This is a genomic window from Streptomyces sp. NPDC004561, assembly GCF_053602155.1.
The window spans coordinates 1-23,376 of record NZ_JBSGDB010000089.1; the positions used below are offsets into that span (position 1 = coordinate 1).

At 71.7% G+C, this 23,376-nt stretch carries 23 protein-coding genes, 1 tRNA gene and 2 pseudogenes; 15 read left to right on the forward strand and 11 right to left on the reverse strand.

Going from position 1 to position 23,376, the window contains the following annotated elements; all coding sequences use genetic code 11:
* Positions 1-79 precede the first annotated feature (79 nt).
* Genes ACWEN3_RS14650 through ACWEN3_RS14665 form a run of 4 tightly spaced genes read right to left on the reverse strand, consistent with a single transcriptional unit; the run spans position 80 to position 3,965 of the window.
* Positions 80-952 (reverse strand): sugar phosphate isomerase/epimerase family protein, encoded by an 873-nt coding sequence (locus ACWEN3_RS14650; RefSeq protein ID WP_452970052.1) that lies wholly within the window; start codon positions 950-952, stop codon positions 80-82.
* Positions 953-954: 2 nt separating this feature from the next.
* Positions 955-1,866 (reverse strand): ATP-binding cassette domain-containing protein, encoded by a 912-nt coding sequence (locus ACWEN3_RS14655; protein WP_452970054.1) that lies wholly within the window; start codon positions 1,864-1,866, stop codon positions 955-957.
* A gap of 3 nt (positions 1,867-1,869) precedes the next feature.
* Positions 1,870-2,946 (reverse strand): ABC transporter permease, encoded by a 1,077-nt coding sequence (locus ACWEN3_RS14660; protein WP_452970056.1) that lies wholly within the window; start codon positions 2,944-2,946, stop codon positions 1,870-1,872.
* On the reverse strand, positions 2,946-3,965 hold the full coding sequence (locus ACWEN3_RS14665; protein WP_452970059.1) for a sugar ABC transporter substrate-binding protein: 1,020 nt from the start codon (positions 3,963-3,965) through the stop codon (positions 2,946-2,948). Before ACWEN3_RS14665 ends, ACWEN3_RS14660 begins: the two co-directional genes overlap by 1 nt.
* Before the next feature lie 179 nt (positions 3,966-4,144).
* On the opposite strand from ACWEN3_RS14665, the gene ACWEN3_RS14670 reads away from it, so the two are divergent.
* The 4 genes from ACWEN3_RS14670 (at position 4,145) to ACWEN3_RS14685 (ending at position 8,458) form a co-directional block, all read left to right on the forward strand.
* Positions 4,145-4,936 (forward strand): GntR family transcriptional regulator, encoded by a 792-nt coding sequence (locus ACWEN3_RS14670; protein ID WP_452970061.1) that lies wholly within the window; start codon positions 4,145-4,147, stop codon positions 4,934-4,936.
* A gap of 335 nt (positions 4,937-5,271) precedes the next feature.
* A complete protein-coding gene (locus ACWEN3_RS14675) occupies positions 5,272-6,585 on the forward strand; it encodes an ABC transporter substrate-binding protein (RefSeq protein WP_452970062.1) in 1,314 nt (437 codons plus the stop codon).
* Positions 6,586-6,593: 8 nt separating this feature from the next.
* A complete protein-coding gene (locus ACWEN3_RS14680; protein ID WP_452970064.1) occupies positions 6,594-7,574 on the forward strand; it encodes a carbohydrate ABC transporter permease in 981 nt (326 codons plus the stop codon).
* Positions 7,571-8,458, forward strand: coding sequence for a carbohydrate ABC transporter permease (locus ACWEN3_RS14685; RefSeq protein WP_452970066.1), 888 nt, complete (start codon positions 7,571-7,573; stop codon positions 8,456-8,458). Before ACWEN3_RS14680 ends, ACWEN3_RS14685 begins: the two co-directional genes overlap by 4 nt.
* Positions 8,459-8,558: 100 nt before the next feature.
* Here ACWEN3_RS14685 and ACWEN3_RS14690 read toward each other — a convergent pair.
* Positions 8,559-8,632, reverse strand: a tRNA-Pro gene (locus tag ACWEN3_RS14690).
* Positions 8,633-8,738: 106 nt separating this feature from the next.
* Between ACWEN3_RS14690 and ACWEN3_RS14695 the strand changes: the two genes are divergently transcribed.
* Both ACWEN3_RS14695 and cobF read left to right on the forward strand, forming a co-directional pair.
* Complete coding sequence (locus tag ACWEN3_RS14695) at positions 8,739-9,245, forward strand: DUF309 domain-containing protein (RefSeq protein WP_452970068.1); 507 nt, start codon at positions 8,739-8,741, stop codon at positions 9,243-9,245.
* 78 nt (positions 9,246-9,323) lie between these two features.
* Positions 9,324-10,097 carry a precorrin-6A synthase (deacetylating) gene (cobF, locus tag ACWEN3_RS14700; protein ID WP_452970071.1) on the forward strand — a complete coding sequence of 258 codons (774 nt, stop codon included), beginning with the start codon at positions 9,324-9,326 and terminating at the stop codon, positions 10,095-10,097.
* A 25-nt stretch (positions 10,098-10,122) separates the two neighbouring features.
* On the opposite strand, the pseudogene ACWEN3_RS14705 reads toward cobF, so the two are convergent.
* A pseudogene (locus ACWEN3_RS14705) lies at positions 10,123-10,868 on the reverse strand (cobalt-precorrin-6A reductase).
* A gap of 69 nt (positions 10,869-10,937) precedes the next feature.
* Between ACWEN3_RS14705 and ACWEN3_RS14710 the strand changes: the two are divergent.
* A complete protein-coding gene (locus ACWEN3_RS14710; protein WP_452970074.1) occupies positions 10,938-11,717 on the forward strand; it encodes a TIGR01458 family HAD-type hydrolase in 780 nt (259 codons plus the stop codon).
* On the opposite strand, the gene ACWEN3_RS14715 is transcribed toward ACWEN3_RS14710, so the two are convergent.
* The 3 genes from ACWEN3_RS14715 to ACWEN3_RS14725 all read right to left on the reverse strand — a co-directional run bounded on the left by ACWEN3_RS14715 (position 11,706) and on the right by ACWEN3_RS14725 (position 15,320).
* Positions 11,706-12,485 (reverse strand): sulfite exporter TauE/SafE family protein, encoded by a 780-nt coding sequence (locus tag ACWEN3_RS14715; RefSeq protein WP_452970076.1) that lies wholly within the window; start codon positions 12,483-12,485, stop codon positions 11,706-11,708. The genes ACWEN3_RS14710 and ACWEN3_RS14715 overlap by 12 nt on opposite strands.
* 72 nt (positions 12,486-12,557) lie before the next feature.
* The gene (locus ACWEN3_RS14720; RefSeq protein ID WP_452970078.1) at positions 12,558-14,072 is read right to left on the reverse strand and encodes a long-chain-fatty-acid--CoA ligase; all 1,515 of its coding nucleotides are present in this window, start codon (positions 14,070-14,072) and stop codon (positions 12,558-12,560) included.
* A 60-nt stretch (positions 14,073-14,132) separates the two neighbouring features.
* The gene (locus ACWEN3_RS14725; protein ID WP_452970080.1) at positions 14,133-15,320 is read right to left on the reverse strand and encodes a thiolase family protein; all 1,188 of its coding nucleotides are present in this window, start codon (positions 15,318-15,320) and stop codon (positions 14,133-14,135) included.
* Positions 15,321-15,464: 144 nt separating this feature from the next.
* On the opposite strand from ACWEN3_RS14725, the gene ACWEN3_RS14730 reads away from it, so the two are divergent.
* The 5 genes from ACWEN3_RS14730 (at position 15,465) to ACWEN3_RS14750 (ending at position 18,765) form a co-directional block, all read left to right on the forward strand.
* Positions 15,465-16,274 (forward strand): alpha/beta hydrolase, encoded by an 810-nt coding sequence (locus ACWEN3_RS14730; RefSeq protein WP_452970082.1) that lies wholly within the window; start codon positions 15,465-15,467, stop codon positions 16,272-16,274.
* 85 nt (positions 16,275-16,359) lie between these two features.
* Positions 16,360-16,845 (forward strand): Dps family protein, encoded by a 486-nt coding sequence (locus ACWEN3_RS14735; RefSeq protein WP_452970084.1) that lies wholly within the window; start codon positions 16,360-16,362, stop codon positions 16,843-16,845.
* 33 nt (positions 16,846-16,878) lie between these two features.
* Positions 16,879-17,223, forward strand: a complete 345-nt coding sequence (locus ACWEN3_RS14740; RefSeq protein WP_452970087.1) for a DUF3140 domain-containing protein — start codon at positions 16,879-16,881, stop codon at positions 17,221-17,223.
* A gap of 21 nt (positions 17,224-17,244) precedes the next feature.
* Positions 17,245-17,892 carry an endonuclease gene (locus ACWEN3_RS14745; protein ID WP_452970089.1) on the forward strand — a complete coding sequence of 216 codons (648 nt, stop codon included), beginning with the start codon at positions 17,245-17,247 and terminating at the stop codon, positions 17,890-17,892.
* A gap of 69 nt (positions 17,893-17,961) precedes the next feature.
* Positions 17,962-18,765 carry an SAM-dependent methyltransferase gene (locus ACWEN3_RS14750; RefSeq protein ID WP_452970092.1) on the forward strand — a complete coding sequence of 268 codons (804 nt, stop codon included), beginning with the start codon at positions 17,962-17,964 and terminating at the stop codon, positions 18,763-18,765.
* A 34-nt stretch (positions 18,766-18,799) separates the two neighbouring features.
* Here the strand turns inward: ACWEN3_RS14750 and ACWEN3_RS14755 are convergent, their stop codons facing one another.
* Entirely contained in the window at positions 18,800-19,651 is an 852-nt protein-coding gene (locus ACWEN3_RS14755; RefSeq protein WP_452970095.1) for an LLM class flavin-dependent oxidoreductase, read from the reverse strand.
* 179 nt (positions 19,652-19,830) lie between these two features.
* Positions 19,831-20,685 (reverse strand): Cof-type HAD-IIB family hydrolase, encoded by an 855-nt coding sequence (locus ACWEN3_RS14760; RefSeq protein ID WP_452970102.1) that lies wholly within the window; start codon positions 20,683-20,685, stop codon positions 19,831-19,833.
* Between the two features lie 124 nt (positions 20,686-20,809).
* Here ACWEN3_RS14760 and ACWEN3_RS14765 point away from each other — a divergent pair, with 124 nt between their 5' ends.
* From ACWEN3_RS14765 to ACWEN3_RS14775, 3 genes and pseudogenes are all read left to right on the forward strand, one after another.
* A complete protein-coding gene (locus ACWEN3_RS14765; protein WP_452970097.1) occupies positions 20,810-21,658 on the forward strand; it encodes an SAM-dependent methyltransferase in 849 nt (282 codons plus the stop codon).
* A gap of 36 nt (positions 21,659-21,694) precedes the next feature.
* Positions 21,695-23,098 carry a glutamine synthetase gene (locus ACWEN3_RS14770; protein WP_452970100.1) on the forward strand — a complete coding sequence of 468 codons (1,404 nt, stop codon included), beginning with the start codon at positions 21,695-21,697 and terminating at the stop codon, positions 23,096-23,098.
* Between the two features lie 4 nt (positions 23,099-23,102).
* A pseudogene (locus tag ACWEN3_RS14775) lies at positions 23,103-23,376 on the forward strand (amidohydrolase family protein); the annotation flags it as partial.

A 23,376-nucleotide genomic window follows, 5' to 3' on the forward strand; every position in this document is an offset into this window, starting at 1 on the left:
ACGCCTACCTCGGCCAGGTGCTGGCCCGGTACGACCTGGACAGCGCCGAGTACCAGGGGTTCAAGGAGCTGCTCCTCGACTACGTCGAGGCGATCGGCAGCGGCCTGTCCGGCTCGCAGGGGTACATGTCCTGCTCGACGATGGCGAACAGCTCCACGCCCAGCTTCTGCGCCGCCTCCAGCACCGGCCCCAACTCGGGTACCCCGGAGGGCGGTTCGCACATCACCCCGCGTTGCACGGCCGGCCCGAACGGCACCCCGCCCGCGACGACCTCGGCGAGGATCGCGGGGTCGACCTGCTTGAGGTGCAGATAGCCGATGCGCTCGCCGTACGTCTCGATCAGCTTGACGCTGTCGCCGCCGCAGTAGGCGTAGTGCCCGGTGTCCAGGCAGAGGTTGACCAGGTCGGAGTCGGTGGAGTCGAGGAAGCGCTCGACGTGGGCCTCGGTGTCGATGTGGGTGTCGGCGTGGGGGTGGACCACGATGTCGAGGCCGAAGGTCTCCTTCACCTCGTGGCCCAGGCGCTCCATGCCCTTGGTGAGGTGCGCCCACTGCTCGGCGGTCAGCTCCGGCGGCTCCAGGATCTCGGCGGTCTTGTCGTCCCGCCAGAACGACGGGATCACCACCAGATGGCGGGCTCCCATCGCCTGGGTGAGCGCGGCGACCTGGCGGACGTGCGCCCAGGTCTCCTCCCAGACGGAGGGGCCGCGGTGCATGCCGGTGAAGACCGTGCCCGCCGAGACCTTCAGGTTCCGCCGGGCCGCCTCCTCGCCGAGCCGCACGGGATCGGTGGGCAGATAGCCGTAGGGGCCGAGTTCGATCCAGTCGTAGCCGGCCTCGGAGACCTCGTCGAGGAAGCGTTCCCAGGGCACCTGCCGGGGGTCGTCCGGGAACCAGACGCCCCAGGAGTCGGGGGCGGAGCCGACCCGGATGCGGTCGAGGACGTGGGGCACGGTCAGGAGTTCCCTTCGGGGGAGGTCGCCACGGGTGCGGTGAGGTCCTGCTCCTCGGGCAGTTCGTCGACGTCGACGCCGCGCACCTGGGCCAGTTCGTGCTTGAGCGCGGCGAGTTCGGCGCCGCCTGCCATGTGGTTGGTCAGCTCTTCGAGGCTGACCTCGCTGCGGTCGGCGGACAGCTCCAGGGTGCCGAGGCGCAGCACGCTGAAGTGGTCGCCGACCATGTAGGCGTGGTGGGGGTTGTGGGTGATGAAGATGACGCCGAGGCCGCGGTCGCGGGCGGCGGCGATGTACTTCAGCACCACGCCGGACTGCTTCACGCCGAGGGCGGCGGTGGGCTCGTCCAGGATGAGGACCCGGGCGCCGAAGTGGACGGCGCGGGCGATGGCCACGCACTGGCGCTGGCCGCCCGAGAGGGTGCCGATGGGCTGCTCGAGGTCGTCCAGGACGATGCCCATGTTGCGCAGTTCCTGGTCGGCGGTCTCCTTCATGCGGGCGATGTCCAGGCGGCGGATCGGCCAGGGGCCCTTGGTCATCTCGGAGCCCAGGAAGAAGTTCCGCCACACCGGCATCAGGGGGACGGTGGCCAGGTCCTGGTAGACGGCCGCGATGCCCTTGTCGAGGGCCTCGCGCGGGCTGCCGAAGCGCACCGGCCGGCCGTCGACGAGGAAGTCGCCCTCGGTGTGCTGGTGCAGCCCGGAGATGATCTTGATGAGGGTGGACTTGCCCGCGCCGTTGTCGCCGAGCACACAGGTCACCCGGCCGGCATGGACCGCGAGGTCGACTCCGTGCAGGGCGCGGATGTTGCCGTAGGACTTGCCGGCGCCGCGCAGCTCGACCAGGGGTGCGTCGGCGGCGGGCTCGGCGTCCTCGAGGACGGCGCCGTGGGTGCCGGTTCCGTTGTCAGTCATCGGTTACCTCCGGGTCGCCGTGCGCTGGACCCACAGATTGATCAGGACGGCGCCGAGCAGCATCACGCCGAGGAAGGCCTTGAACCAGTCGGGGTTCCAGCCGGCGTAGACGATGCCCTGGTTGACCATGCCGAACATGAAGGCGCCGAAGACGGGGCCGATCGCCGAGCCGTAGCCGCCGGTCAGCAGACAGCCGCCGATGACGGCCGCCGCGATGTAGATCAGCTCCTGCCCGACGCCCTCGCCGGACTGCACGGTGTTGAACGAGAACAGGTTGTGCATGCCGACGAACCAGGCGCCGAAGCCGACCAGCATGAACAGTGTGATCTTGGTGAACTTCACCGGGACGCCGACGGCGCGGGCGCTGTCCTTGTCGCCGCCGACGGCGAAGATCCAGTTGCCGTACTTGGTGCGCAGCAGCACCCAGGTCGCGAGGGCCGCGAAGACCAGCCACCACACCACGGTGATCTTCACCTGGACGCCGCCGACGTCGAAGGAGGACGCGAAGACCTTTCTGGCCTGGTCGAAGCCGTCCATGTCACTGATGTCGTCGGTGGCGACGTTCCCGGTGATCAGCTTGGTGACGGCGAGGTTCACGCCCTGGAGGATCAGGAAGGTGCCGAGGGTGACCAGGAAGCTCGGCAACCCGGTCCTGACCACCATCCAGCCGTTGAGGGCGCCGATCCCGAGCGACACGGCCAGGGCGACGATCACACCGGTCCACACGTTCATGGTCAGCTGGTAGCTGAGCATGCTGGCGGTGAGCGCCGAGGTGATCACGGCGACACCGGCCGAGAGGTCGAACTCGCCCCCGATCATCAGCAGGGCCACCGGCAGGGCCATGATCCCGATGGTCGACGACTGGTAGAGGATCGTCGCCATCGAGCTGCCCTGGCGGACCGAGGGCGCGGCGATCAGGAAGAAGACCAGAACGGCGACGGCGCCGAGGAAGACGCCCACTTCGGGCCGCGCCAGCAGCCTCAGCACCAGGGGGCGCCGTGCGGTACGGCCGTCGGTCTCCTTGGAGCCGGACGTCGGCGGCCCGCCGACGGCCGGTTCGGCCTGCTGGGCCATGCTCATCACCGGGTCCCCTTCGCGGCGAACTCCGCGACCTTGTCGACGTTGGACTTGTCGACGAAGGCCGGGCCGGTGAGGACCGGCTGGACACCGCCGCCGCTGTAGTTGCCGTTGTACTTGTAGAGCCACAGGGAGTCGACCGCCAGATAGCCCTGCAGATAGGGCTGCTGGTCCACGGCGAACTCGATGGAGCCGTTCTGGACGCCCTTCACCAGATCCTTGTTGAGGTCGAAGGTGGCCACCTTGGCCTTGCTGCCCGCGTCGCCCACCGACTGCACCGCGGTCAGGGCGAACGGGGCGCCGAGGGTGACGACCGTGTCGACGGAGGTGTCCTGCTTCAGCTTCGCCGTGATGGTCGACCGCACCGACGGCATGTCGGTCCCGTTCACGTACAGCGTCTCGGTGGTGCCCTTGAACGTCTTCTTCACCCCGTCGCAGCGCTGGGTGAGGCCGACGTTGCCCTGCTCCTGGATCACACAGACGACCTTCTTGGCACCGGTGGTGTTCAGCTTGTCGCCGAACGCCTCGCCCGCCACGCTCTCGTCCTGCCCGAAGAACTCCATCAGGCCCAGCTTCTTCCAGTCGCTCAGGCCCGAGTTCAGGCCGACCACCGGGATGCCGGCCTGCTCCGCCTTGGCGACGGCGCTCTTCATCGCGTCGGGCTTGGCCAGGGTGACCGCTATGCCGTCGACCTTCTGGTCGATCGCGTTCTGCACCAGGTTCGCCTGGTTGCCCGCGATCGGGTCGGCGGAGTAGACGAGCTTGATGTTGTCCTTGGCCGCGGCGGCCTCGGCACCCTTGCGGACGGTGTCCCAGAAGGTGTCGCCGGGCGCCTGGTGGGTGACCAGCGCGACGGTCATCCGGGGGGTGTCGGCCTTGCCCGCGGAGGCGTTCGCCGCCGCCTCCTCGGCCTTTTTGCCGCCGTGGCTGCTGGAGCAGCCCGTGAGGGCCAGGGCCGCCGCGGCGGCAACGGCCGCCAACGGCACCAGTTTGCGGGAGCCCGAGCGAGAAGAGCGGTCCATCTTTCCTTGCACCTCACTGTGCGTGCGACGGGGGAAGGGACGCTGTTGCGTTGGGACGGGATCCAAGTCCCTGGCGAGCCCGCTGTCAATACTTTGTTAAGACATCATTTCACAAGCAGGTCCGAATGTAAGCACAAATCATTGACACCTTCGCCTTCGGGGACCTACACCTGGGAGGCATGAGCCCAGTACACCGCACCCCACAGCGAACGGCACCGGGTGATCGCGCGCTCGATTCCCGCACCTTCGCCCTGGACCGCACCAGCCCGGTGCCGCTGTACCACCAGATCGCCCAGCAACTGGAAGCGGCCATCGGGCGCGGGCTGCTGGCGCCGGGAGACCTCCTGGGCAACGAAGTAGGCCTGTCCGTGCGGCTCGGTCTGTCCCGGCCCACCGTCCGCCAGGCGATCCAGTCCCTGGTCGACAAGGGACTGCTGGTGCGCCGCCGCGGGGTCGGCACACAGGTGGTCCACCGGCAGGTCAAGCGGCCCCTGGAACTGAGCAGTCTCTACGACGACCTGGAGTCGGCCGGACAGGGACCGACGACCCGGGTGCTGCGCAACGAACGCATCCCGGCGCCCGCGCCGGTGGCCGCGGCCCTCGCCCTCGCCGAGGGCGCCGAGGTCGTCGTACTGGAGCGGCTGCGCGGCACACACGGGCAGCCGGTGGCGTTCCTGTGCAACTACCTGCCCGCCACCCTGCTCCGACTCGACACGGAGCGGCTGGAGTCGACGGGCCTGTACCGGATGATGCGCTCGGCCGGCATCACCCTGCACAGCGCCCACCAGTCCGTCGGCGCGCGCGGCGCGACGGCCCAGGAGGCCGCGCTGCTGGACGAGAAGGAGGGCGCCGCGCTGCTCACCATGCAGCGCACCGCCTACGACGACACCGGCCGCCCGGTGGAGTACGGCACCCACGTCTACCGGGCGTCGCGCTACGCCTTCGACTTCCAACTCCTGGTCCGGGGCTGAGAGTCCGCCGGCCCGCACCCGGAGGCCCGCCGGCCAGAAGCCGAAGGCTTCCTGGTCAGACCCGCAAACGGAACCCCCGTATTCACACAGCCCCCACGGCCGCCCGAGCCGTGGGGGCTGTTCGCCGCGACCGCCGCGAACAGTGCGGATATCAATGACGATTACGTTTCGGGCAAGACGCCCGCCAGTACGACCGCTGCTATTGACGCATGAGCGGACTTGGGACTGTTATTACGCCCACGATGTTCGGTCGAGTTGATTTCTGAGCGGTTTCGAAGACCTTTCGGTGATCGACTCAACCCCTTGGCCGAACCCTGTATTCCTCAGGAGCCGCCATGCGCCTGTCCCCCTCCGGTCTTTCCGTCCCGGGTCCCAGTCGTCGCTCGCTGCTGCGCGGGGCCGGCGGTGCCGCCCTGCTCGCCGGTGCCGGCATACCCCTGCTGTCGGCCTGCGGCGGCAGCGGTTCCTCCTCCGACCCGAAGACCGTGACCCTCGGCTCCAACGCCTCGGACGCGGTGCCGAAGAAGGCCTTCGCCGAGATCTACGCGGCCTTCACCAAGCAGTCCGGCCTCAAGGTCGATGTGAACACGAAGGACCACAACACCTTCCAGGAGCAGATCAACTCCTACCTCCAGGGCACCCCGGACGACGTGTTCACCTGGTTCGCCGGGTACCGCATGCAGTTCTTCGCGGCGAAGAGCCTCGCCTCGCCGATCGACGACGTGTGGGCGAAGATCGGGGACAACTTCCCCGACGCGATGAAGAAGCTGTCCAAGGGCGAGGACGGCAAGTTCTACTTCGTTCCGCTGTACACGTACCCGTGGGCGGTCTTCTACCGCAAGAGCGTGTTCCAGCAGCACGGCTACCAGGTCCCCACCACCTGGGACCAGTTCGTCTCCCTGTGCAAGCAGATGAAGAAGGACGGCCTCGTCCCGCTCGCCTTCGGCGACAAGGACGCATGGCCCGCGATGGGCACCTTCGACCAGATCAACTTCCGCCTCAACGGCTACGACTTCCACGTCCAGTTGATGGCGGGCAAGGCGTCCTGGACCGACCCCAAGGTCAAGGCCGTCTTCGACCACTGGAGCGAGATCCTCCCCTACCACCAGGACGGCTTCATGGGCCGCACCTGGCAGGACGCCGCCCAGGGCCTGGTGGCCAAGAAGGCGGGCATGTACGTCCTCGGCTCCTTCGTCGGCCAGCAGTTCACCAACAAGGCCGACCTGGACGACCTGGACTTCTTCGCCTTCCCGGAGATGAACTCCGCGTACGGGCAGGACACCGTCGAGGCGCCGACCGACGGGTTCATGGTGAGCAAGTCCCCGAAGAACCACGACGGCGTCCTGAAGCTCATGGAGTTCCTCGGCACCCCGCAGGCCGAGGCGATCTACCTCAAGGCCGACAACAGCGTGGTGGCCGCCTCCAGCAAGGCCGACACCTCCTCGTACACCGCGCTGCAGAAGAAGGCGTACACGATGATCAGCGGCGCCAAGAGCCTCACCCAGTTCATGGACCGCGACTCCCGGCCGGACTTCACCTCCACGGTGATGCAGCCCGGGCTGCAGAAGTTCCTGCAGAACCCCAAGGGCGTGGACAGCCTGCTGGCGTCCATCGAACGCCAGAAGAAGACGATCTTCGCGTCCTCGTGAGCAGCCCCATGACGACGGACACGACGACGAAGTCCCCGGAGGCGGCCGCCGTGCCGCCTCCCGGTGGCGCGCACGAGAAGAAGCGGGGCACGCACGGCCACCGGCGCCTGCTGACCCGCCGCGACCGGTTCACGCTCGCCGTGATGGCCGGCGTGCCCACGGTCCTGCACGTGGCCCTCGTCTGGGTCACCGCCCTCGCCTCGATCCTGCTGGCGTTCACCACCTGGGACGGCATCGGGTTCGACTCGATCAAGTGGGTGGGCCTGGACAACTTCAAACAACTCTTCGCGGACAACCCGCAGTTCTGGCCCGCCGTCGAGCACAACATCATCTGGTTCGTCGTGCTCATCCTGGTCCCGACCCCGTTCGGCCTGTTCCTCGCCGTCCAGCTGGACAAGAGGATCCGGTTCAGCCGGGTCTACCAGACCGCGTTCTTCCTGCCGGTCGTCATCTCGATGGCCTGCATCGGCTTCGTCTGGCAGCTCGTCTACAACCCGGACACGGGCCTGATCAACAGCATCATCGGGGCCAACAAGCCCGGCCACTACATCGACTGGATCGGCGACCCCAAGCTCAACCTGTGGGCGATCCTGATCGCGGCCTCCTGGCGGCACACCGGCTACATGATGATCCTGTACCTGGCGGGCCTGAAGAGCGTCGACCCCTCCCTGCGGGAGGCGTCCGCGCTGGACGGCGCGAACGAGTGGCAGACGTTCAAGAACGTCATCTTCCCCACCCTGCGCCCGACCAACACGGTCGTCCTCGTCGTCACCATCATCGAGGCACTGCGCGCCTTCGACCTGGTCTTCGTCTTCAACAAGGGCGCCCAGGGCACGGAGTTGCTGTCGATCCTGGTCACCAACAACATCATCGGCGAGTCCAGCCGCATCGGTTACGGGTCCGCCATCGCCGTCGTCCTGCTGGTGATCTCGCTCGCGGTGATCATCCCCTATCTGATCGCCACCTTCCGGAAGGAGCGGCGCGCATGAGCGGCACCACTCTCCCGCTGAAGCGGCGCGCGCCGATCCGCCCCGCCCGCGTCCTGCTGCACGTCTTCCTCGCGGGCACGGCCGTGGCCTGGCTGGCGCCGCTGCTGTGGGCGATCTTCTCGGCGCTGCGTCCGTACAGCGAGACCAGCGACAAGGGGTACGTGTCCTGGCCGGACACGCTGAACCTCGACAACTTCACGAACGCGTTCGAGAAGTCGGACATGCTGCACTACTTCGGCAACACGCTGATCATCGCGGTGCCGGCCGTCCTGCTGACGCTGTTCCTGTCCTCCTGTGTCGCCTTCTACGTCGCCCGCTTCGACTTCCGGCTGAACCTGGCGCTGCTGCTGGTCTTCACGGCCGGCAACCTGCTCCCGCAGCAGGTCATCATCACCCCGCTGTACCGGCTGTACCTGCTGACGAACCTGCCGGGCATCACGGCGAGCGGCAAGCTGTACGACTCCGCGCTCGGACTGGTCCTCATCCATGTGGCGTTCCAGTCCGGCTTCTGCGCCTTCGTGCTGAGCAACTACATGCGCTCGCTGCCGCACGAGCTGACCGAGGCCGCGCTGGTCGACGGCGCCTCGGTGTGGCGGCTGTACTGGCAGATCACGCTGCCGCTGTGCAAGCCGGCGATGGCGGCGCTGGCCACCCTGCTGTCCATCTGGATCTACAACGACTTCTTCTGGGCACTCGTGCTGATCTCGACCGGCGCGAACATGCCGATCACCTCGGCGCTGAACAACCTCTCCGGGCAGTACTTCACCGACCCCAACCTGGTGGCCGCAGGCGCCCTGCTGACCGCGATCCCGACCCTGGTCGTGTACTTCGTGCTCCAGCGCCAGTTCGTCAGCGGCCTGACCCTCGGCTCCAACAAGGGCTGAGGCGCCGGCACGCGCGGTCGGCGGCCGGGAGACGGCCGGAAAAGACGAAAGGTCGTGTCGGACCTCTTCCGACACGACCTCCGACCTGCACAGTCGCAAGTCGGGACGACAGGATTTGAACCTGCGACCCCTTGACCCCCAGTCAAGTGCGCTACCAAGCTGCGCCACGTCCCGATGCGCTCACGAGCGGTGACCCGTGTGATCGCGCGAACAGCACTTTACCGCACGCGCGGGGGTGCTCCGAAGGGGGCTCGGGGCGCGGCGGGGGACAATCGGCCGTATGACGAACGCGGACGCATCTCAGGCCAGGGACCGGGACCCGGCGGGACGGGCCCGCAACGCCCGGCCCCGGGACGGACTGGGCCGGCCGCTGCCGTACGGCGCCGAGGGCGTCCCGCGGCAGCCGGAGGGCGTCGTACGGGCCCCGCGGGAGACGGTCGCCGAGGCCCAGACGCTGCTGGACACGGGGAGGCCGTTCCACGCGCACGAGGTGTTCGAGGACGCCTGGAAGTCGGGGCCCGAGGACGAGCGCCCGCTGTGGCGGGGGCTGGCCCAGCTGGCGGTGGGTCTCACGCACGCGGCGCGCGGGAACGCCGTCGGCGGGGCGCGGCTGCTGCGGCGCGGCGCGGGCGCGGTCGAGGAGTGGGAGACGGACCGGGGCGAGGACCGGCCGTACGGGATGGATCTCGCCGGGATCGCCCGGTGGGCGCGGGAGCTGGCCGGGCGGGTGGAGCGGGGCCCCGGGCCCGTGGACGCGGCGGCCGAGGCGCCCCGGCTCGGTCCCTGACGGACCCCGGAGGGCTGTGTCGCACTGCGTGTGGAGGCGGTGGACGCGCTGTCAGTGGCATACGGCAGACTCGGTGGCGTGCGAAAGATTCATGTCATCGGTATCGGCGCGGGCGACCCCGACCAGCTGACCCTGCAGGCGGTCAAGGCCCTGCGGAGCACGGACGTGTTCTTCCTGCTCGGCAAGGGCGAGGTGAAGAGCGATCTCACCCGACTGCGCCGGGACATCCTGGACGCACATCTGCCCGAGGGGTCGTACCGGGTGGTCGAGGCCCGGGACCCGGAGCGGGACCGGAAGGCGGGCGGGTCCGCGTACTCCCCGGCCGTCGAGGACTGGCGCAGCGCCCGCGCCGGCATCTACGAGCGGCTGATCGCGCAGGAGCTGGGCGAGGACGGCACCGGCGCCTTCCTGGTGTGGGGCGATCCGGCGCTGTACGACAGCACGCTGGGGATCCTGCAGGAGGTGCTGGAGCGGGGCGCGGTCGCGTTCGAGTACGACGTCGTACCGGGCATCAGCAGCGTCTCCGCGCTCGTCGCCCGGCATCGCACGGGCCTGAACCGGGTCGCCCGCCCGGTGCAGATCACCACCGGGCGGCGGCTCGCCGAGGGCTTCCCGGAGGGGGTGGACGACGTGGTCGTGATGCTGGACGCGCACCAGACGTTCCAGCAGTACGCCGGGGACGACATCGACATCTACTGGGGCGCGTACATAGGCACCCCGGACGAGATCCTGGTCTCCGGCCCGCTCGCCGAGGCCGCGCCGGAGATCGGGCGGGTGCGGGCGGAGGCCCGCGAGCGCAAGGGCTGGATCATGGACACGTATCTGCTGCGCAGGAACCCCGGCGACCGGTAGGCGCCACGCGCCCCGATCGGCCCTGTCACACGGAGCCGAGGCCCAGCCACCGCAGTACGCCCGCCACGTCGGGCACCGCTGTCACACCCGGTGGCAGCGGGGGCCGGCGTACGACGACGACGGGCAGCCCGAGTTCCCGTGCGGCGGTGAGCTTCGCGGCCGTGGCCTCGCCCCCGCTGTCCTTGGTGACCAGGACGTCGATGCGATGGGCGCGCAGCAGCTCCCGCTCGCCGGCGACGGTGAACGGGCCGCGTGCCAGGACCACTTCGGTGTGCGGGGGCAGCGGCGGCCCGGGCGGGTCGACCGACCGGACGACGAAGTGCAGGTCCGTCAGACCGGCGAAGGCGGCGAGGCCCAGGCGCCCGGTGGTGAGGAACACCCGGCGGCCGAGGGCGGGCAGGGCCTCGGCGGCCCCGGCCAGGGACGGCACGTCGTACCAGCGGTCGGCGGGCCCCGGCCGCCAGCCCGGGCGGCGCAGGACGACGGCCGGGACCCCGGTGGCCGCCGCCGCGCGGGCCGCGTGGGCGGTGACCGACCCGGCGAACGGGTGGGTGGCGTCGACCAGGGCGTCCACCCGGTGTGCCCGGAGCCAGTCCGCGAGTCCTTCGGGGCCGCCGAAGCCGCCGGTCCGCATCTCCCCGGCCACCGCCCGCGGTTGGGCGGTACGGCCCGCCAGGGAGGTGTCACCCGGACGCCGGGACGCGCGGCGAGGCCGGCGGCGAGACGGCGGGCCTCGGTGGTGCCGCCGAGGACGAGGACGTGCGGGGACATGGGAGTGAGGGTACGAGGTGGCGGCGGCCGGTGCGGCGCCCGGGCCGCTACCGTCGGGCCATGGAGTCCGTGGCGTCCGTGCGTGCCGTCCTCATCGACATCGACGGTGTCCTCACCGTCTCCTGGAAGCCGCTGCCGGGTGCGGCGGAGGCGCTGCGCGCGATCCGCGCGGCCGGTCTCGGGGTGGTCCTGGTGACCAACACGACGTCCCGGACCCGGGCGTCGATCGCGCGGACGCTGTCGGAGGCCGGTTTCGATGTGGCCGCGGACGACGTCCTCACCGCCCCGGCCGTCACCGCCGCCCATCTCGCCGGGCACGGTCCGGGCGTCCGCTGTCTGCTCCTCAACAGCGGGGACATCGCGGCGGACCTCGGTGACGTCACCCTGGTCGGGGACGACCCCGAGGTGGTCGTCCTCGGCGGTGCCGGGCCGGAGTTCGACTACGCGGCGCTCAACCGGGCCTTCGGGTGGCTCCAGCGGGGTGCGCGGCTGGTCGCCATGCACCGCAACCTGTACTGGCGCACCGACGCGGGGCTGCAACTGGACTCGGGGGCCTTCCTGGCCGGCCTCGAACAGGCCGCGCAGGTCGAGGCGGAGGTCACGGGCAAGCCGTCCCGGGCGTTCTTCGAGACGGCGCTGGCCCGGCTGGGGGTGGGTGCCGGGCAGGCGCTGATGGTCGGGGACGACGTCGAGTCGGACGTGCTCGCGGCGCAGCGGGCCGGGCTCACCGGAGTCCTGGTGCGCACGGGGAAGTTCCAGCCGAGGACCCTGGAGAGCGCGAGCGGCGCCCCGGACCATGTCGTGGACTCCTTCGCGGACGTCCCGGCGCTGCTGGGGCTAGCGCAGTAGCAGCTGGACTCCGCCCACGACCGTCGCCGCGATCACGAGTTGCTCGAAGAGTCGCTGGTTGATCCTGTTCACGGCCCACTTGCCGAACAACGCGCCGGGCACGACGAACACCGCGAGCGCGGCGTCGAGGAGCAGCGAGCGGCCGTCGATCAGGCCGAGGCCCGCGCTGAACGGCACCTTGGAGACGTTCACGATCAGGAAGAAGAACGCCGACGTGCCCAGGAAGCCCAGCTTCCGGAACCCCGCGGACAGCAGGTACAGGGACATCACCGGGCCGCCCGCGTTGGCGACCATCGTCGTGAACCCGCCGAGCACGCCGTACGACCGCGCCTTCATCCGGCCCGCCCGGCTCGTCACCGCGTCCGGCGCGTCAACCGTGCCGCCGGCCTCCCGGCGCCGCCGCCACAGGGTGACACCGGCCATCAGCAGCAGGATCGCGCCGATCGAGGTCCGTACGATCCCGTCGTCGGCCCACACCAGGAACAGCGTGCCGAACACCACGCCCGCCGCGACGGCCGGGAACAGCCGCCACAGCGTGGGCCAGTGGGCGTGCCGCCGGTAGGTGAGCACGGCGAGCACGTCACCGGCGATCAGGACGGGCAGCAGGACGCCGGTGGAGGCGCGGGCGGGCAGGACCGCCGCGAAGATCGCGAGGCTGACCGTGTTGGCCCCGCTCACCGCGGTCTTGGAGAAGCCGACCAGGAGAGCCGCGCAGGCGAGCGCGGCGAACCCCCAGCCGGATATGTGCCAGAGCGTCATCGTGTTCATGCGGAGGCCGATGCTATGTCCGGACAAGAATCCGGCGTAAGGACCGTCTCGCCAGGTGATCCCTGCCGCCCGCTACGACCGGCCGGTGAACCGCGCCCGCAGCTCCCGCTTGAGCACCTTCATGCTCGGCCCGAGCGGCAGCGCCTCCGCGAACTCCACGCGCCGCGGGTACTTGTGCCTGCCGAGGTGCTCCTTGGACCAGTCGGTGAGCGCGCCGGCGTCGGCGGCGGTGCCCTGCGCCGGTACGACGACCGCGCACACCTCCTCGCCGTGCAGCTCGTCGGGCAGGCCGATGACGGCGACCTGGGCGACCCCGGGGTGCCGCATCAGGACCTCCTCGACCTCGCGCGGGTAGACGTTGTAGCCGCCTCGGATGATGACGTCCTTCTTGCGGTCGACGATCCGGAGGAAGCCGTCCTCGTCCTTGGTGCCGAGGTCGCCGGTGCGGAACCAGCCGTCGACCAGGGCCTCGGCGGTGGCCTCCGGACGGCCGAGGTAGCCGGAGAAGACGTTGTGGCCGCGGATGACGACCTCGCCCACCTCGCCGGTCGGGAGCGGTTCGATGCGGCCCTCCACCTCGGCGCGCGCGATCTCCACGTCGACGCCCCACAGCGGGTGGCCGATGGTGCCGGCCCTCGTACCGAACACCGGCTGGTTGACGGTGGCCGTCGGCGAGGTCTCCGACAGCCCGTACCCCTCGTGGATCCGGGCGCCGAACGCGGCCTCGAACCGCTCCAGTACGGCGACGGGCAGCGAGGCTCCGCCCGAGACGCACACACGCAGCGCGGGCAGGGCGTCGGCGTCCGCCGCGGCCGCCGCGAGCGCCACGAACATGGTGGGCACGCCGTGGAAGGTGTTGACGTTCTCCTTCACCATCAGCTCGATCGCGCGGGCCGCGTCGAAGCGGGGCAGCAGGACGAGCGTGGCGCCCGCCCGCCAGGTGGAGTTGAGCGAGACGGTCTGGCCGAAGGCGTGGAACATTGGCAGCGCGCCGAGGGCGATGTCGTCGGCGCGGATGTCGTTGGCGTCGAAGGCGTTGACGGTCGCGTTCATCACCAGGTTGAAGTGGCTGAGCACGGCGCCCTTGGGGACCCCGGTCGTACCGCTGGTGTAGAAGACCACGGCCGGGTCGTCGGCGGTCCGGGTCACGTAGGAGGGCAGCGGCTCGGCGTCGGCCGCGAGCTTCTCGAACTCCTCGCCCAGGGTGACCACTCGGACGCCGAGGGCGCCGGCGGCGGCCCGGCCGGTCTCCGCCTGCGCCGGGTGGACCAGCAGCAGGGTCGCGCCGCTGTCCCTGAGGACGTGCTCGACCTCCCCGGCCGACAGCAGCAGGTGCACGGGGACGACGACGGCGCCGGCCGCGGCGACGGCGTAGTAGGCGACCGGGAACTCGGCGGTGTTGGGGGCCATCAGGGCGACCCGGTCGCCCGGTCGTACGCCGAGGCCGGAGAGCGCACCCGCCTGGGCCAGTGCTCTGCGCCACGCCTCGGCGAACGTGAGTCGCAGGTCCCCCTCGACGAGAGCCGTCCGGTCGGGGCGGCGACGGGCGTTCTCCGCGAGGATGGCGGCGACGGACAGGGTTGCCATGGAGTGCTGCTCCGTTTCCTTGCTGCGGCTGGTGTACCTCGGCGCCCGTGCGGGGGCTCGCTAGTGCCTCTCGACCAGCACCGCGCTGCCCTGCCCCACTCCCACGCACATCGTGGCCAGTCCCCGCTCCGCGCCCGTGCGCCGCATGCGGTGCAGCAGGGTGGTCAGGATGCGGGCGCCCGAGCAGCCGAGGGGGTGACCGAGGGCGATGGCGCCGCCGGTCGGGTTCACCAGGTCGGGGTCGATGCCGAGCTGGTCGACGCAGGCGAGGGCCTGCGCGGCGAACGCCTCGTTGAACTCGGCCTCCTGGAGGTCGCCGATCCCCCAGCCGGCCCGGGCGAGCACCTTGCGCGTGGCGGGGACCGGGCCGATGCCCATGACGTCGGGGTGGACGCCCGCGGAGGCGCCGGCCACGTACCGGCCGAGGGATTCCAGGCCCAGCTCGTTCAGGGCCTCCTCGCTGACGAGGAGCAGCCCGGCGGCGCCGTCGTTCATCGGCGAGGCGTTGCCCGCCGTGACCGTACCGCCCGCGCGGAAGACCGGCTTGAGGCGGGACAGCTTCTCCAGGGAGGTGTCCTCGCGGACGCACTCGTCCTGCTCGACCACGATGCCGTCGGGGCGCTCGACGGGCAGCAGTTCGTGGTCGAAGTGACCGTTCTTGCGGGCGGCGGCGGCGAGTTGGTGGCTGCGCAGCGCGAACTCGTCCTGCCGCTCGCGGGAGATGCCGTAACGCCCGGCGACCTCCTCGGCGGTCTCGCCCATGGACAGCAGGCCGTGCAGGTCCTTCATGGCGGGATTGACCAGGCGCCAGCCGAGGCGGGTGTCATGGGTCTCGATGCGGTGCGGCAGGGCCTCGTCCGGGCGGGGCAGGACGAAGGGGGCGCGGCTCATGGACTCGGAGCCGCCCGCGAGCACGATGTCGGCCTCGCCCGCGGCGATGGTGCGGGCGGCGGCGGTGACGGCCTCCAGGCCGGAGGCGCACAGCCGGTTGACGGTGGCGCCGGGCACGGACTCGGGCAGCCCGGCGAGCAGGGCGGCCATGCGGGCGACGTTGCGGTTGTCCTCGCCGGCCTGGTTGGCGGCGCCCCAGTAGACGTCGTCGATCCGGGCGGGGTCGAGCGCGGGCACGTCGGCCACCAGGTGGCGGATCACGGTCGCCGCGAGGTCGTCGGGGCGTACGGCGGACAGGGCGCCGCGCAGCTTGCCGATGGGGGTGCGGCGGGCGGCGGCGAAGTGGACGGGACGCACGGCTGGGACTCCTGACCTACGACGCTGTGGATCAGCACGGACCGGCGCACTACTTAATTAGCAGTGCTAGTTTTGGACTATAGACCGCCGGGCGGCCGCCTGGGAAGATCCTCCGGGACCTTCACCGAGGCAGCTGGAGGAGATATGCCCCACGTCCGCGAGCACGTCCTCGCCGGCACCCGCGGCGACATCGCCGTCCGCGAGTGGCCGCACCCCGCGCCGCGCCACCTGGCCCTGCTGGTGCACGGGTACGGCGAGCACGCGGGCCGCTACGCCGGGCTCGCCGCCGTGCTCAACGGGCACGGGGCCGCCGTGTACGCGCCCGACCACATGGGGCACGGACGGTCGGCCGGCGAGCGGGTGGTGATCGAGGACTTCGAGGAGGTGGTCACCGATGTGCACACCGTGGCCGACCTGGCCCGGGCCGCGCACCCGGGCCTGCCGCTCGTCCTGGTCGGCCACTCCATGGGCGGGCTGATCGCGGCCCGCTACGCCCAGCGCCACGGCGAGGAGCTGAGCGCCCTGATCCTGTCCGGGCCGGTGATCGGCGCCTGGGAGCTGCCGGGCCGGCTGCTGGCCCTGGAGGAGATCCCGGACATCCCGATCAGCCCGTCCGCGCTCTCCCGCGACCCCGCCGTGGGCGCCGCGTACGCCGCCGATCCGCTGGTCTGGCACGGGCCGATGAAGCGGCCGACGCTGGAGGCGTTCGCCCGTACCCTGCGGACCGTCGCCGCGGGCGGCGACGTGGGCACGCTGCCCCTGCTGTGGCTGCACGGCGACGACGACCGCCTGGTGCCACTGCCCGGGAGCCGGGTCGGGGTGGAGCGGCTGAGCGGCGGCACGCTGACCGAGCGGATCTACCCCGGGGCGCGGCACGAGGTGTTCCACGAGACGGTCGGCAAGGAGGTCTTCGCGGACGTGCTCCGCTTCCTGGACCAGGCACTGCCCCGCTGATCAGGCCCGTTTGCACCCCCCGGCGCTGGGCACCCGCCCCTTCGGACGAGATCCGACGAACTCCACGAAAGGAGACGCACGCACCATGACCGTGGTGAAGAGCACGCTGCCCGCCGAGGCACTCGGTGTCACGGGGACGGCCCTGCAGGACACGCTGGTGGATCTGCTCGGCCTGTCGCTGATCGGGAAGCAGGCGCACTGGAACATCGTGGGCCCACGGTTCCGGTCGGTCCACCTCCAGCTGGACGAGGTGGTCGCGACGGCCCGCGCGCACTCCGACACGGTCGCCGAGCGTGCCGCCGCGCTGGGCGTGCCGCCGGACGGCCGGCCCGAGACCGTCGCGGCGACGTTCGCGCTGCCCGGCACCAAGGACGGCTGGCTGCGCGACACCGAGGTGGTCGAACTGCTCGTCTCGGCCCTGGAGGCGGCCGTCGGCCGGCTGCGCGAGCGGATCGCGGCCACGGAGAAGGCCGACCCGGTGACCCAGGACCTGCTGATCGGCATCACCGCCGATCTGGAGAAGCAGCGCTGGATGTTCCAGGCCGAGAACCAGCCGAGCGAGAACGGCTGACACACCGACCCCCGCACGGAAGGGGAAAGACCCATGGCCGACGCCCTGGAGATCGAGGCGCTGTGGGAGGACTTCCACCGCGTGGTGAACATGACCTCGGCGGAACTCGCGGCCTGGCTCAGGGTCCGGGACGCCGACGAGGAGGCGGAGCCCCTGCCCGAGGAGGCGGGCTCGCCGACCGGACAGCATGTCCTCGCGATCCTCCAGAAACGCCGCACGGACCTGACCGAGGACGACATCCGCGTGATGTACAAGGTCGTCGACACCGTCGGTGACCTCGTGGACATGGAGGACGAGCCCGAGGTGGAGACGACGCCGGAGGACACCCGCCGCCGGCACCGGCTGATGACCATGGGCCACGACCCGCTCAAGCCCTAGCGAGGGCCGGAAGCAGGAGCCATGAACCGCGACGAACGGGTCGTCCACGAGCTGGTGTCCGAGTACGGGCGGACGTACGCCGAGGAGGCGGGCATCCGTCTTAAGGACACCCCGCAGCCGCTGTACCGGCTGCTGGTGCTGTCCCTGCTGCTCAGCGCCCGGATCCGGGCCTCGGTCGCGGTCGCCGCCGCGCGGGCCCTGCACGAGGACCGGCTGGACAGTCCGCGCCGCATGGCCGAGGCCGACTGGCAGCAGCGGGTCGACGCCCTCGGCCGGGGCGGCTACCGGCGCTACGACGAGCGGACGGCGACCCAGCTGGGCGACGGGGCCGAGCTGCTTGCCGAGCGCTGGCACGGCGATCTGCGCCGGCTGCACGAGGAGGCGCACGGCGACACCGGTGAACTCAGGCGGCTCCTCCAGGAGGAGCCGGGCGTGGGGCCGGCCGGCGCCGACATCTTCCTGCGCGAGGCGCAGCGCGTGTGGCCCGAAGTCGCCCCCTACCTGGACGGCAAGGCGCTGTCCGGAGCGGGGCGGCTCGGGCTGCCCGAGGACCCCGAGAAGCTGACGAAGCTGGCCGGGGACACCGAACCGGCCGTGCTCGCGGCCGCGTTGGTGCGCGCCGCGCTCGACGAAGAGGTGGCCGAGGACTGCCTGCGCCGCGCCGGGTGATCATGCCAGACTGCTGCTCGCACGGCCCGGGACGACCGCCGGGGCCGGCCGAGCGGAGGAGCAGCACAGGTGACGGGGACCGAGCCGGCCGCACAGCACATCGACACCACCCGGCCTCATCCGGCCCGGGTGTACGACTGGTTCCTCGGCGGCAAGGACAACTACCCCGTCGACGAGGAGCTCGGCCGCCGGATCACGGCCATCGACGACGGCGCCGCCCGGAACGCGCGCGCCAACCGGGCGTTCATGCGCCGGGCCACGCGCGCGCTGGCCGAGGACGGCATCCGCCAGTTCCTGGACATCGGCACCGGCATACCGACCGAGCCCAACCTGCACCAGGTCGCCCAGTCGGTGGCGCCGGACGCGCGGGTGGTCTACGTCGACAACGACCCGATCGTGCTGGCCCACGCGAGCGCGCTGCTGCGCGGCACGCCCGAGGGAGTGACGGAGTACGCGCAGGCCGACGCCCGCGACCCCCGCGCCGTCCTCGAACGGGCCGCCCGGGTCCTGGACTTCGACCGCCCGGTGGCCCTCTCCCTGATCGCCCTGCTGCACTTCGTCGCCGACGAGGACGGCGCCCACGACGTGGTGTCGACCCTCGTGGAGGCGCTGGCGCCGGGCAGCTGTCTGGTGCTGTCGATGATGACGGCCGACTTCGAACCGGGGAACGTGCGCAGGGGCATCGCCGCCTACGCGGCGGGCGGGGTGACCCTGGTGGCCCGGTCCCGGGACGAAGTGGCCGCCTTCTTCAAGGGACTCGAACTGCTCTCGCCGGGTGTCGTGCCGGTCGCCGACTGGCGGGGCGAGGACGCCCCGGCCGGCGACCGGCCGATCTCGCTCTACGGCGCGGTGGGCCGCAAGACGGCCGGCTGACCTCGGCCGGCCGGCCGCCGCGCGGGACGGGACGTCAGAACAGGGCGTCGGCGAACCGGTCGGGCTGGCCGGCGTCCGAGGACCAGCAGTAGAGCACGACCTCGTCGGCGCCGATGCCGAAGAGGGCGTCCACCGCCCCGCGGATGGCCTCCGGCGTGGTGAGCAGCCCGTCGACCATGTACTCGGCGCGGCCGGTGAAGGCGTAGTACGCGGCGATGTTCCGCCGGGCCCGCTCGACGGTGTCCTCGGGGCCGAGGACGGCGTTCACCTGGGCGAGGAGGCGCGGCGCGCCGGGGCGGTCGTACTTCTCCCAGACCGCCTCGACGTCACGGAACCTGCCGTCCATCATCGCGGGCGGCAGCGCGGCCCCGATGAAGCCGTCGCCGAACCGGCCGACCCGCTCGATCGCCGCCGGGGCGAAGCCGCCGAACAGGACCTCGGGGCCGCCCGGCGTCACGGGGGCGGGCCCGACGGGTCCGACGCCCTCGCCGTACGGCTCGCCGGACCAGGCACGGCGCAGCAGGGTCATCTGCTCGTCGAGGCGGCGGCCCCGGTGCCGGTGGTCGACGCCGACGGCCAGGCTGTCGTCCTCCCGGCCGCCGACACCGACGCCGAGCGTGAAACGGCCGCCCGACATCCGGTCGAGGGTCGCGGTCTGCTTGGCGAGGATCGCCGTGCTGTGGACGGGCGCGATCAGCACCTCGGTCTGCAGGCGGATGCGCGAGGTGGCGCCCGCGAGCGCGGCGAGGGTGACGAGGGGCTCGGGGTTGTCGAACACGAGCCGGTCGAGCAGCGCGAGCGTGCTGAACGGGCCGGCATCCGCGCGCCGGGCCCAGGTGAACAGCTGGGCCGGATCGTCGACGGGAAGTCCGAGACCGATCTTCATGGTGATACCTCCGGAAGGGCATGCCGAATCGACTGCCGCCCCTCCGTGGCCCAGCGCTGCTGTGCGCGTGCTCGCTCCCGTTCTGCGGCGTGGTTCAAGAGAGCGTGATCGTCGAAGACGCGCCGACCGTAACGGGGCCCGCCGGGCCCGCACAACTCCTTTTCGGCGCCCGGCCGGACCTACAGGCCGAGGACGCGGGCGACGGTGCGCAGCACCCCGTTGTCGTTGTTGGACGGGGCCAGGTGGCGGGCCCGTCGTACGACCTCCGGGTGGGCGTTGGCCATGGCGAAGGACCACTCGGCCGCGTCGAGCATCTCCAGGTCGTTGAGGTAGTCGCCGAACACCATGGTCTGCGCGGGGGTGATGCCGAGCGCGCTCTGCAGTCCACGCAGGGCGGCGCCCTTGTTGGCGGTGCGGTTCATGACGTCCACCCAGTGCTCGCCGGAGACGACGACCTGGTGCGTGCCGGCGAACCGGGCGAGGGCGGGGGCGGTGGAGTGCTCGGCGGTCCCGAAGTCGAAGACGGCGACCTTGATCGGGTCGTCGTCGACGGCGGTGACGTCCTCGACGACCCGGTGCTCGACGTAGTACTTGCGCACCTCCGCCAGGAACGCCTCGTCGGTCCGCTCGACGTACGCCGCCCGCTTGCCGCAGACCACGGCGCCCGCGTCGCCGCCGTCCGCGACCAGCCCCCGTACCGCCCGGGCGACCTCCGCCGCCACGGACCGCTCCAGCGGGTCGGAACTCAGCTCCGCCCCGTCGCGGACCACGTACGTGCCGTTCTCCGCGATGAACACCATGCCCTCGGCGACGTCCGCGAACTGCCGGGCCAGCGTGGCGTACTGGCGGCCGCTGGCCGGGCTGAACAGCACTCCGCGCCGGCGCAGTTCGGCGAGCATCGGCCACAGGCCGTCCGGGATCCGCTTGGCGTCGTCCAGCAGCGTGCCGTCCATGTCGGTGACGACGAGCCGGATGTCCGCGCAGCCGGCCGGCAGGCCGGGGGCGTCGAGAAGGGGCGTGGGCGTGGCGGGCATGTGCTGCTTCCGGTCGGGGACGGGGTACGTCACCAGTGTTCCTCATGGGCCGGAACGACCCGGAAGGGGCCCGAACCGCCCACGGTGTGCGTTTGCCGGGACAGCGCGATCGACGGGCGGCACAATGACGGCGACAACCGCACGGGAGAAGGGCGGCGACGTGACCTACGGCGACTCTCCGACGGCCGGACCGGCGAGACCGAACACGTCCGTGGCGCACAACGCCCGGGTGTGGAACTACTGGATCGGCGGCAAGGACAACTACGAGGTCGACCAGCGGGTCGGCGACCACGTCGCCGGGATGTTCCCGGTGATCCGGGCGGTGGCCCGCGCGGACCGGGACTTCCTGGCGCGGGCGGTGCGGTTCCTGACCGCCGAGCGCGGGATACGGCAGTTCCTGGACGTGGGCACGGGCCTGCCGACCGTGGAGAACACCCACGAGATCGCCCAGCGGATCGCCCCGGAGTCACGGATCGTGTACGTCGACAACGACCCGATCGTGCTCGTGCACGCCCGCTCGCTGCTCACCAGCTCCCCGGCGGGCGTCACGGACTACATCGACGCCGATGTGCGCGACCCGGACGCCATCGTGCAGCGCGCCGCCGAGACCCTCGACCTGAGCCGGCCGGTCGCGGTGATGATGCTGGGCATCCTCAACTTCGTCCTGGACACCGACGAGGCCCGGGACATCGTGCGGCGGCTCATGGCGGCGGTGCCCTCCGGCAGCCACCTGGTGCTCACCCACCCCACCTTCGACGCCGAGGTCGGCGGCGAGGGCAACATCGCGGCGATGGAGTTCTGGAACGCCAACGCCACCCCGCCGATCACCGCCCGCGGCCGGGAGGAGATCGCCTCCTTCCTCGCCGGGCTCGACCTGGTCGAACCCGGCCTGGTGCCGTGCTCGCAGTGGCGCGCCGAGTCGGCCTCCGCCGCCGCGGTGCCGCAGTTCGGCGCGGTGGCCGTGAAACCCTGAGCCCGAGCGCCGGGCGGAGCCCCCCGAGGAGGACGCATGACCACCCTTGCCGACCCCGTGCCCGGCGGCCGCCCCGGTGATCTGCGCCGGGTCGCCGCGCTCACCGCCGAGCTGGCCGCGCGGGGCGTGCGCGGCATCGTGCTGGCGTACGTGGACACGGCGGGCGTCGGCCGGGTGAAGACGATCCCGACGGCCCGGCTGGAGGCGGCCGTGTCCTGGGGGGTCGGGATGTCCCCGGTGTTCGACACCTTCCTCGCCGACGACTCCATCGTCACCACCGACGTCCTCGGCTCCCCCGACGGCGACCTCCGGCTCTACCCGGACCTCGACCGGCTGGTGGCCCTGGCCGGACAGCCCGGCTGGGCCTGGGCGCCGGTGGACCGGATCACCCAGGAGGGCGCGCGGCACCCCGGCTGCGCCCGCACCTTTCTGCGCCGGACCGTGGCCGACGCCGCCGAGCGGCACGGGCTCACGTTCAGAGCGGCGATCGAGGTCGAGTGGGCGGTCGGGCTCGGCTCGGCGCCCGCCGGCGAGTTCGTGCCGGCGGTCCGCGGACCGGCGTACGGCGCGATCCGGCAGGTGGAGCTGAGCGACTGCACCGCCGATCTGCTGGCCGCCCTCGACGCGCAGGGCGTGGACGTGGACCAGCTCCATCCCGAGTACGCGGCCGGGCAGTTCGAGGTCTCGGTGGGCGCGCTGGACCCGGTGGCGGCGGCCGACCGCAGCGTGCTGGTGCGCCAGACGGTCAGGGCGGTCGCGCAGCGGCACGGACTGCGGGTGTCGTTCTCGCCCGCGGTCCTCGCCGAGGGCGTCGGCAACGGCGGCCACGTGCACCTGTCCTGCTGGCGCGCCGGGGTGAACCTGCACGCGGGCGGCGAGCGCCGGTACGGCATGACCCCCGAGGCGGAGTCCTTCGCGGCCGGGGTGCTGGCCCACCTCCCCGGGCTGACGGCGGTCACCGCGCCGAGCCCGGCCAGCTATCTGCGGCTCAGGCCCTCCCAGTGGGCGGGGGTGTTCACCGCCTGGGGCCGGGAGACCAGGGAGGCGGCGCTACGGCTGGTCACCGGTACGGCGGGCCGCCGGGACCAGGACGCCAACATGGAGGTGAAGCCGGTCGACCTGGCCGCCAATCCGTACCTGGCGCTCGGCTGCCTGATCGCCGCCGGCCTCGACGGGCTGGCGGCGGCCCGCCCGCTGCCCGAGGAGATCACCGGCGACCCGGCCCGCTACGGCCTGGACGAGGCGGCGGCCCTCGGCGTGCGGCGGCTCCCGGACTCGCTGCCGCGGGCGGTGGAGGAGTTCCGTGCCGACCGGGTGCTGCGCGACGCGCTCGGCCCGGTCCTCGCGGACGCGGTGACCGCCGTACGGCTCGGCGAGGCGGCCGCGGTCGACGGCCTCGACGACGCAGGGGTGGCGGCGGCCTACCGGTGGAAGTACTGAGAGCATGGCGTTCCCCGGACCGGTCCACGAGGCCCTCGCCGCGCTGCCGCTGGTGGACCACCACTGCCACGGCGCGGTGACGGCCGACCTCGCCCCCGGGCAGTTCGAGTCCCTCATCACCGAGGGCGAGGCATGGCCCGGCGTCTCGCCCTTCGACAGCCCGGTCGGCACCGCCGTGCGCCGCCACTGCGCGCCCCTGCTGGACCTCCCCCGGCACGCGCCGCCCGCCGACTACCTGGCCCGGCGCGCGGCCCTCGGCTGGCAGGAGGTGAACCGCC

What these genes read in the sequence shown, in the direction of transcription:
- ACWEN3_RS14745 (WP_452970089.1), top strand. Translation starts at nt 17,245, where the DNA reads ATGAACCGCGACGAACGGGTCGTCCACGAGCTGGTGTCCGAGTACGGG.
- ACWEN3_RS14715 (WP_452970076.1), bottom strand. Translation starts at nt 12,485, where the DNA reads ATGAACACGATGACGCTCTGGCACATATCCGGCTGGGGGTTCGCCGCG.
- ACWEN3_RS14660 (WP_452970056.1), bottom strand. Translation starts at nt 2,946, where the DNA reads ATGAGCATGGCCCAGCAGGCCGAACCGGCCGTCGGCGGGCCGCCGACG.
- ACWEN3_RS14695 (WP_452970068.1), top strand. Translation starts at nt 8,739, where the DNA reads ATGACGAACGCGGACGCATCTCAGGCCAGGGACCGGGACCCGGCGGGA.
- ACWEN3_RS14665 (WP_452970059.1), bottom strand. Translation starts at nt 3,965, where the DNA reads ATGGACCGCTCTTCTCGCTCGGGCTCCCGCAAACTGGTGCCGTTGGCG.
- ACWEN3_RS14755 (WP_452970095.1), bottom strand. Translation starts at nt 19,651, where the DNA reads ATGAAGATCGGTCTCGGACTTCCCGTCGACGATCCGGCCCAGCTGTTC.
- ACWEN3_RS14675 (WP_452970062.1), top strand. Translation starts at nt 5,272, where the DNA reads ATGCGCCTGTCCCCCTCCGGTCTTTCCGTCCCGGGTCCCAGTCGTCGC.
- ACWEN3_RS14680 (WP_452970064.1), top strand. Translation starts at nt 6,594, where the DNA reads ATGACGACGGACACGACGACGAAGTCCCCGGAGGCGGCCGCCGTGCCG.
- ACWEN3_RS14735 (WP_452970084.1), top strand. Translation starts at nt 16,360, where the DNA reads ATGACCGTGGTGAAGAGCACGCTGCCCGCCGAGGCACTCGGTGTCACG.
- ACWEN3_RS14730 (WP_452970082.1), top strand. Translation starts at nt 15,465, where the DNA reads ATGCCCCACGTCCGCGAGCACGTCCTCGCCGGCACCCGCGGCGACATC.
- ACWEN3_RS14655 (WP_452970054.1), bottom strand. Translation starts at nt 1,866, where the DNA reads ATGACTGACAACGGAACCGGCACCCACGGCGCCGTCCTCGAGGACGCC.
- ACWEN3_RS14760 (WP_452970102.1), bottom strand. Translation starts at nt 20,685, where the DNA reads ATGCCCGCCACGCCCACGCCCCTTCTCGACGCCCCCGGCCTGCCGGCC.
- ACWEN3_RS14740 (WP_452970087.1), top strand. Translation starts at nt 16,879, where the DNA reads ATGGCCGACGCCCTGGAGATCGAGGCGCTGTGGGAGGACTTCCACCGC.
- ACWEN3_RS14765 (WP_452970097.1), top strand. Translation starts at nt 20,810, where the DNA reads ATGACGGCGACAACCGCACGGGAGAAGGGCGGCGACGTGACCTACGGC.
- ACWEN3_RS14770 (WP_452970100.1), top strand. Translation starts at nt 21,695, where the DNA reads ATGACCACCCTTGCCGACCCCGTGCCCGGCGGCCGCCCCGGTGATCTG.
- ACWEN3_RS14685 (WP_452970066.1), top strand. Translation starts at nt 7,571, where the DNA reads ATGAGCGGCACCACTCTCCCGCTGAAGCGGCGCGCGCCGATCCGCCCC.
- ACWEN3_RS14720 (WP_452970078.1), bottom strand. Translation starts at nt 14,072, where the DNA reads ATGGCAACCCTGTCCGTCGCCGCCATCCTCGCGGAGAACGCCCGTCGC.
- ACWEN3_RS14670 (WP_452970061.1), top strand. Translation starts at nt 4,145, where the DNA reads ATGAGCCCAGTACACCGCACCCCACAGCGAACGGCACCGGGTGATCGC.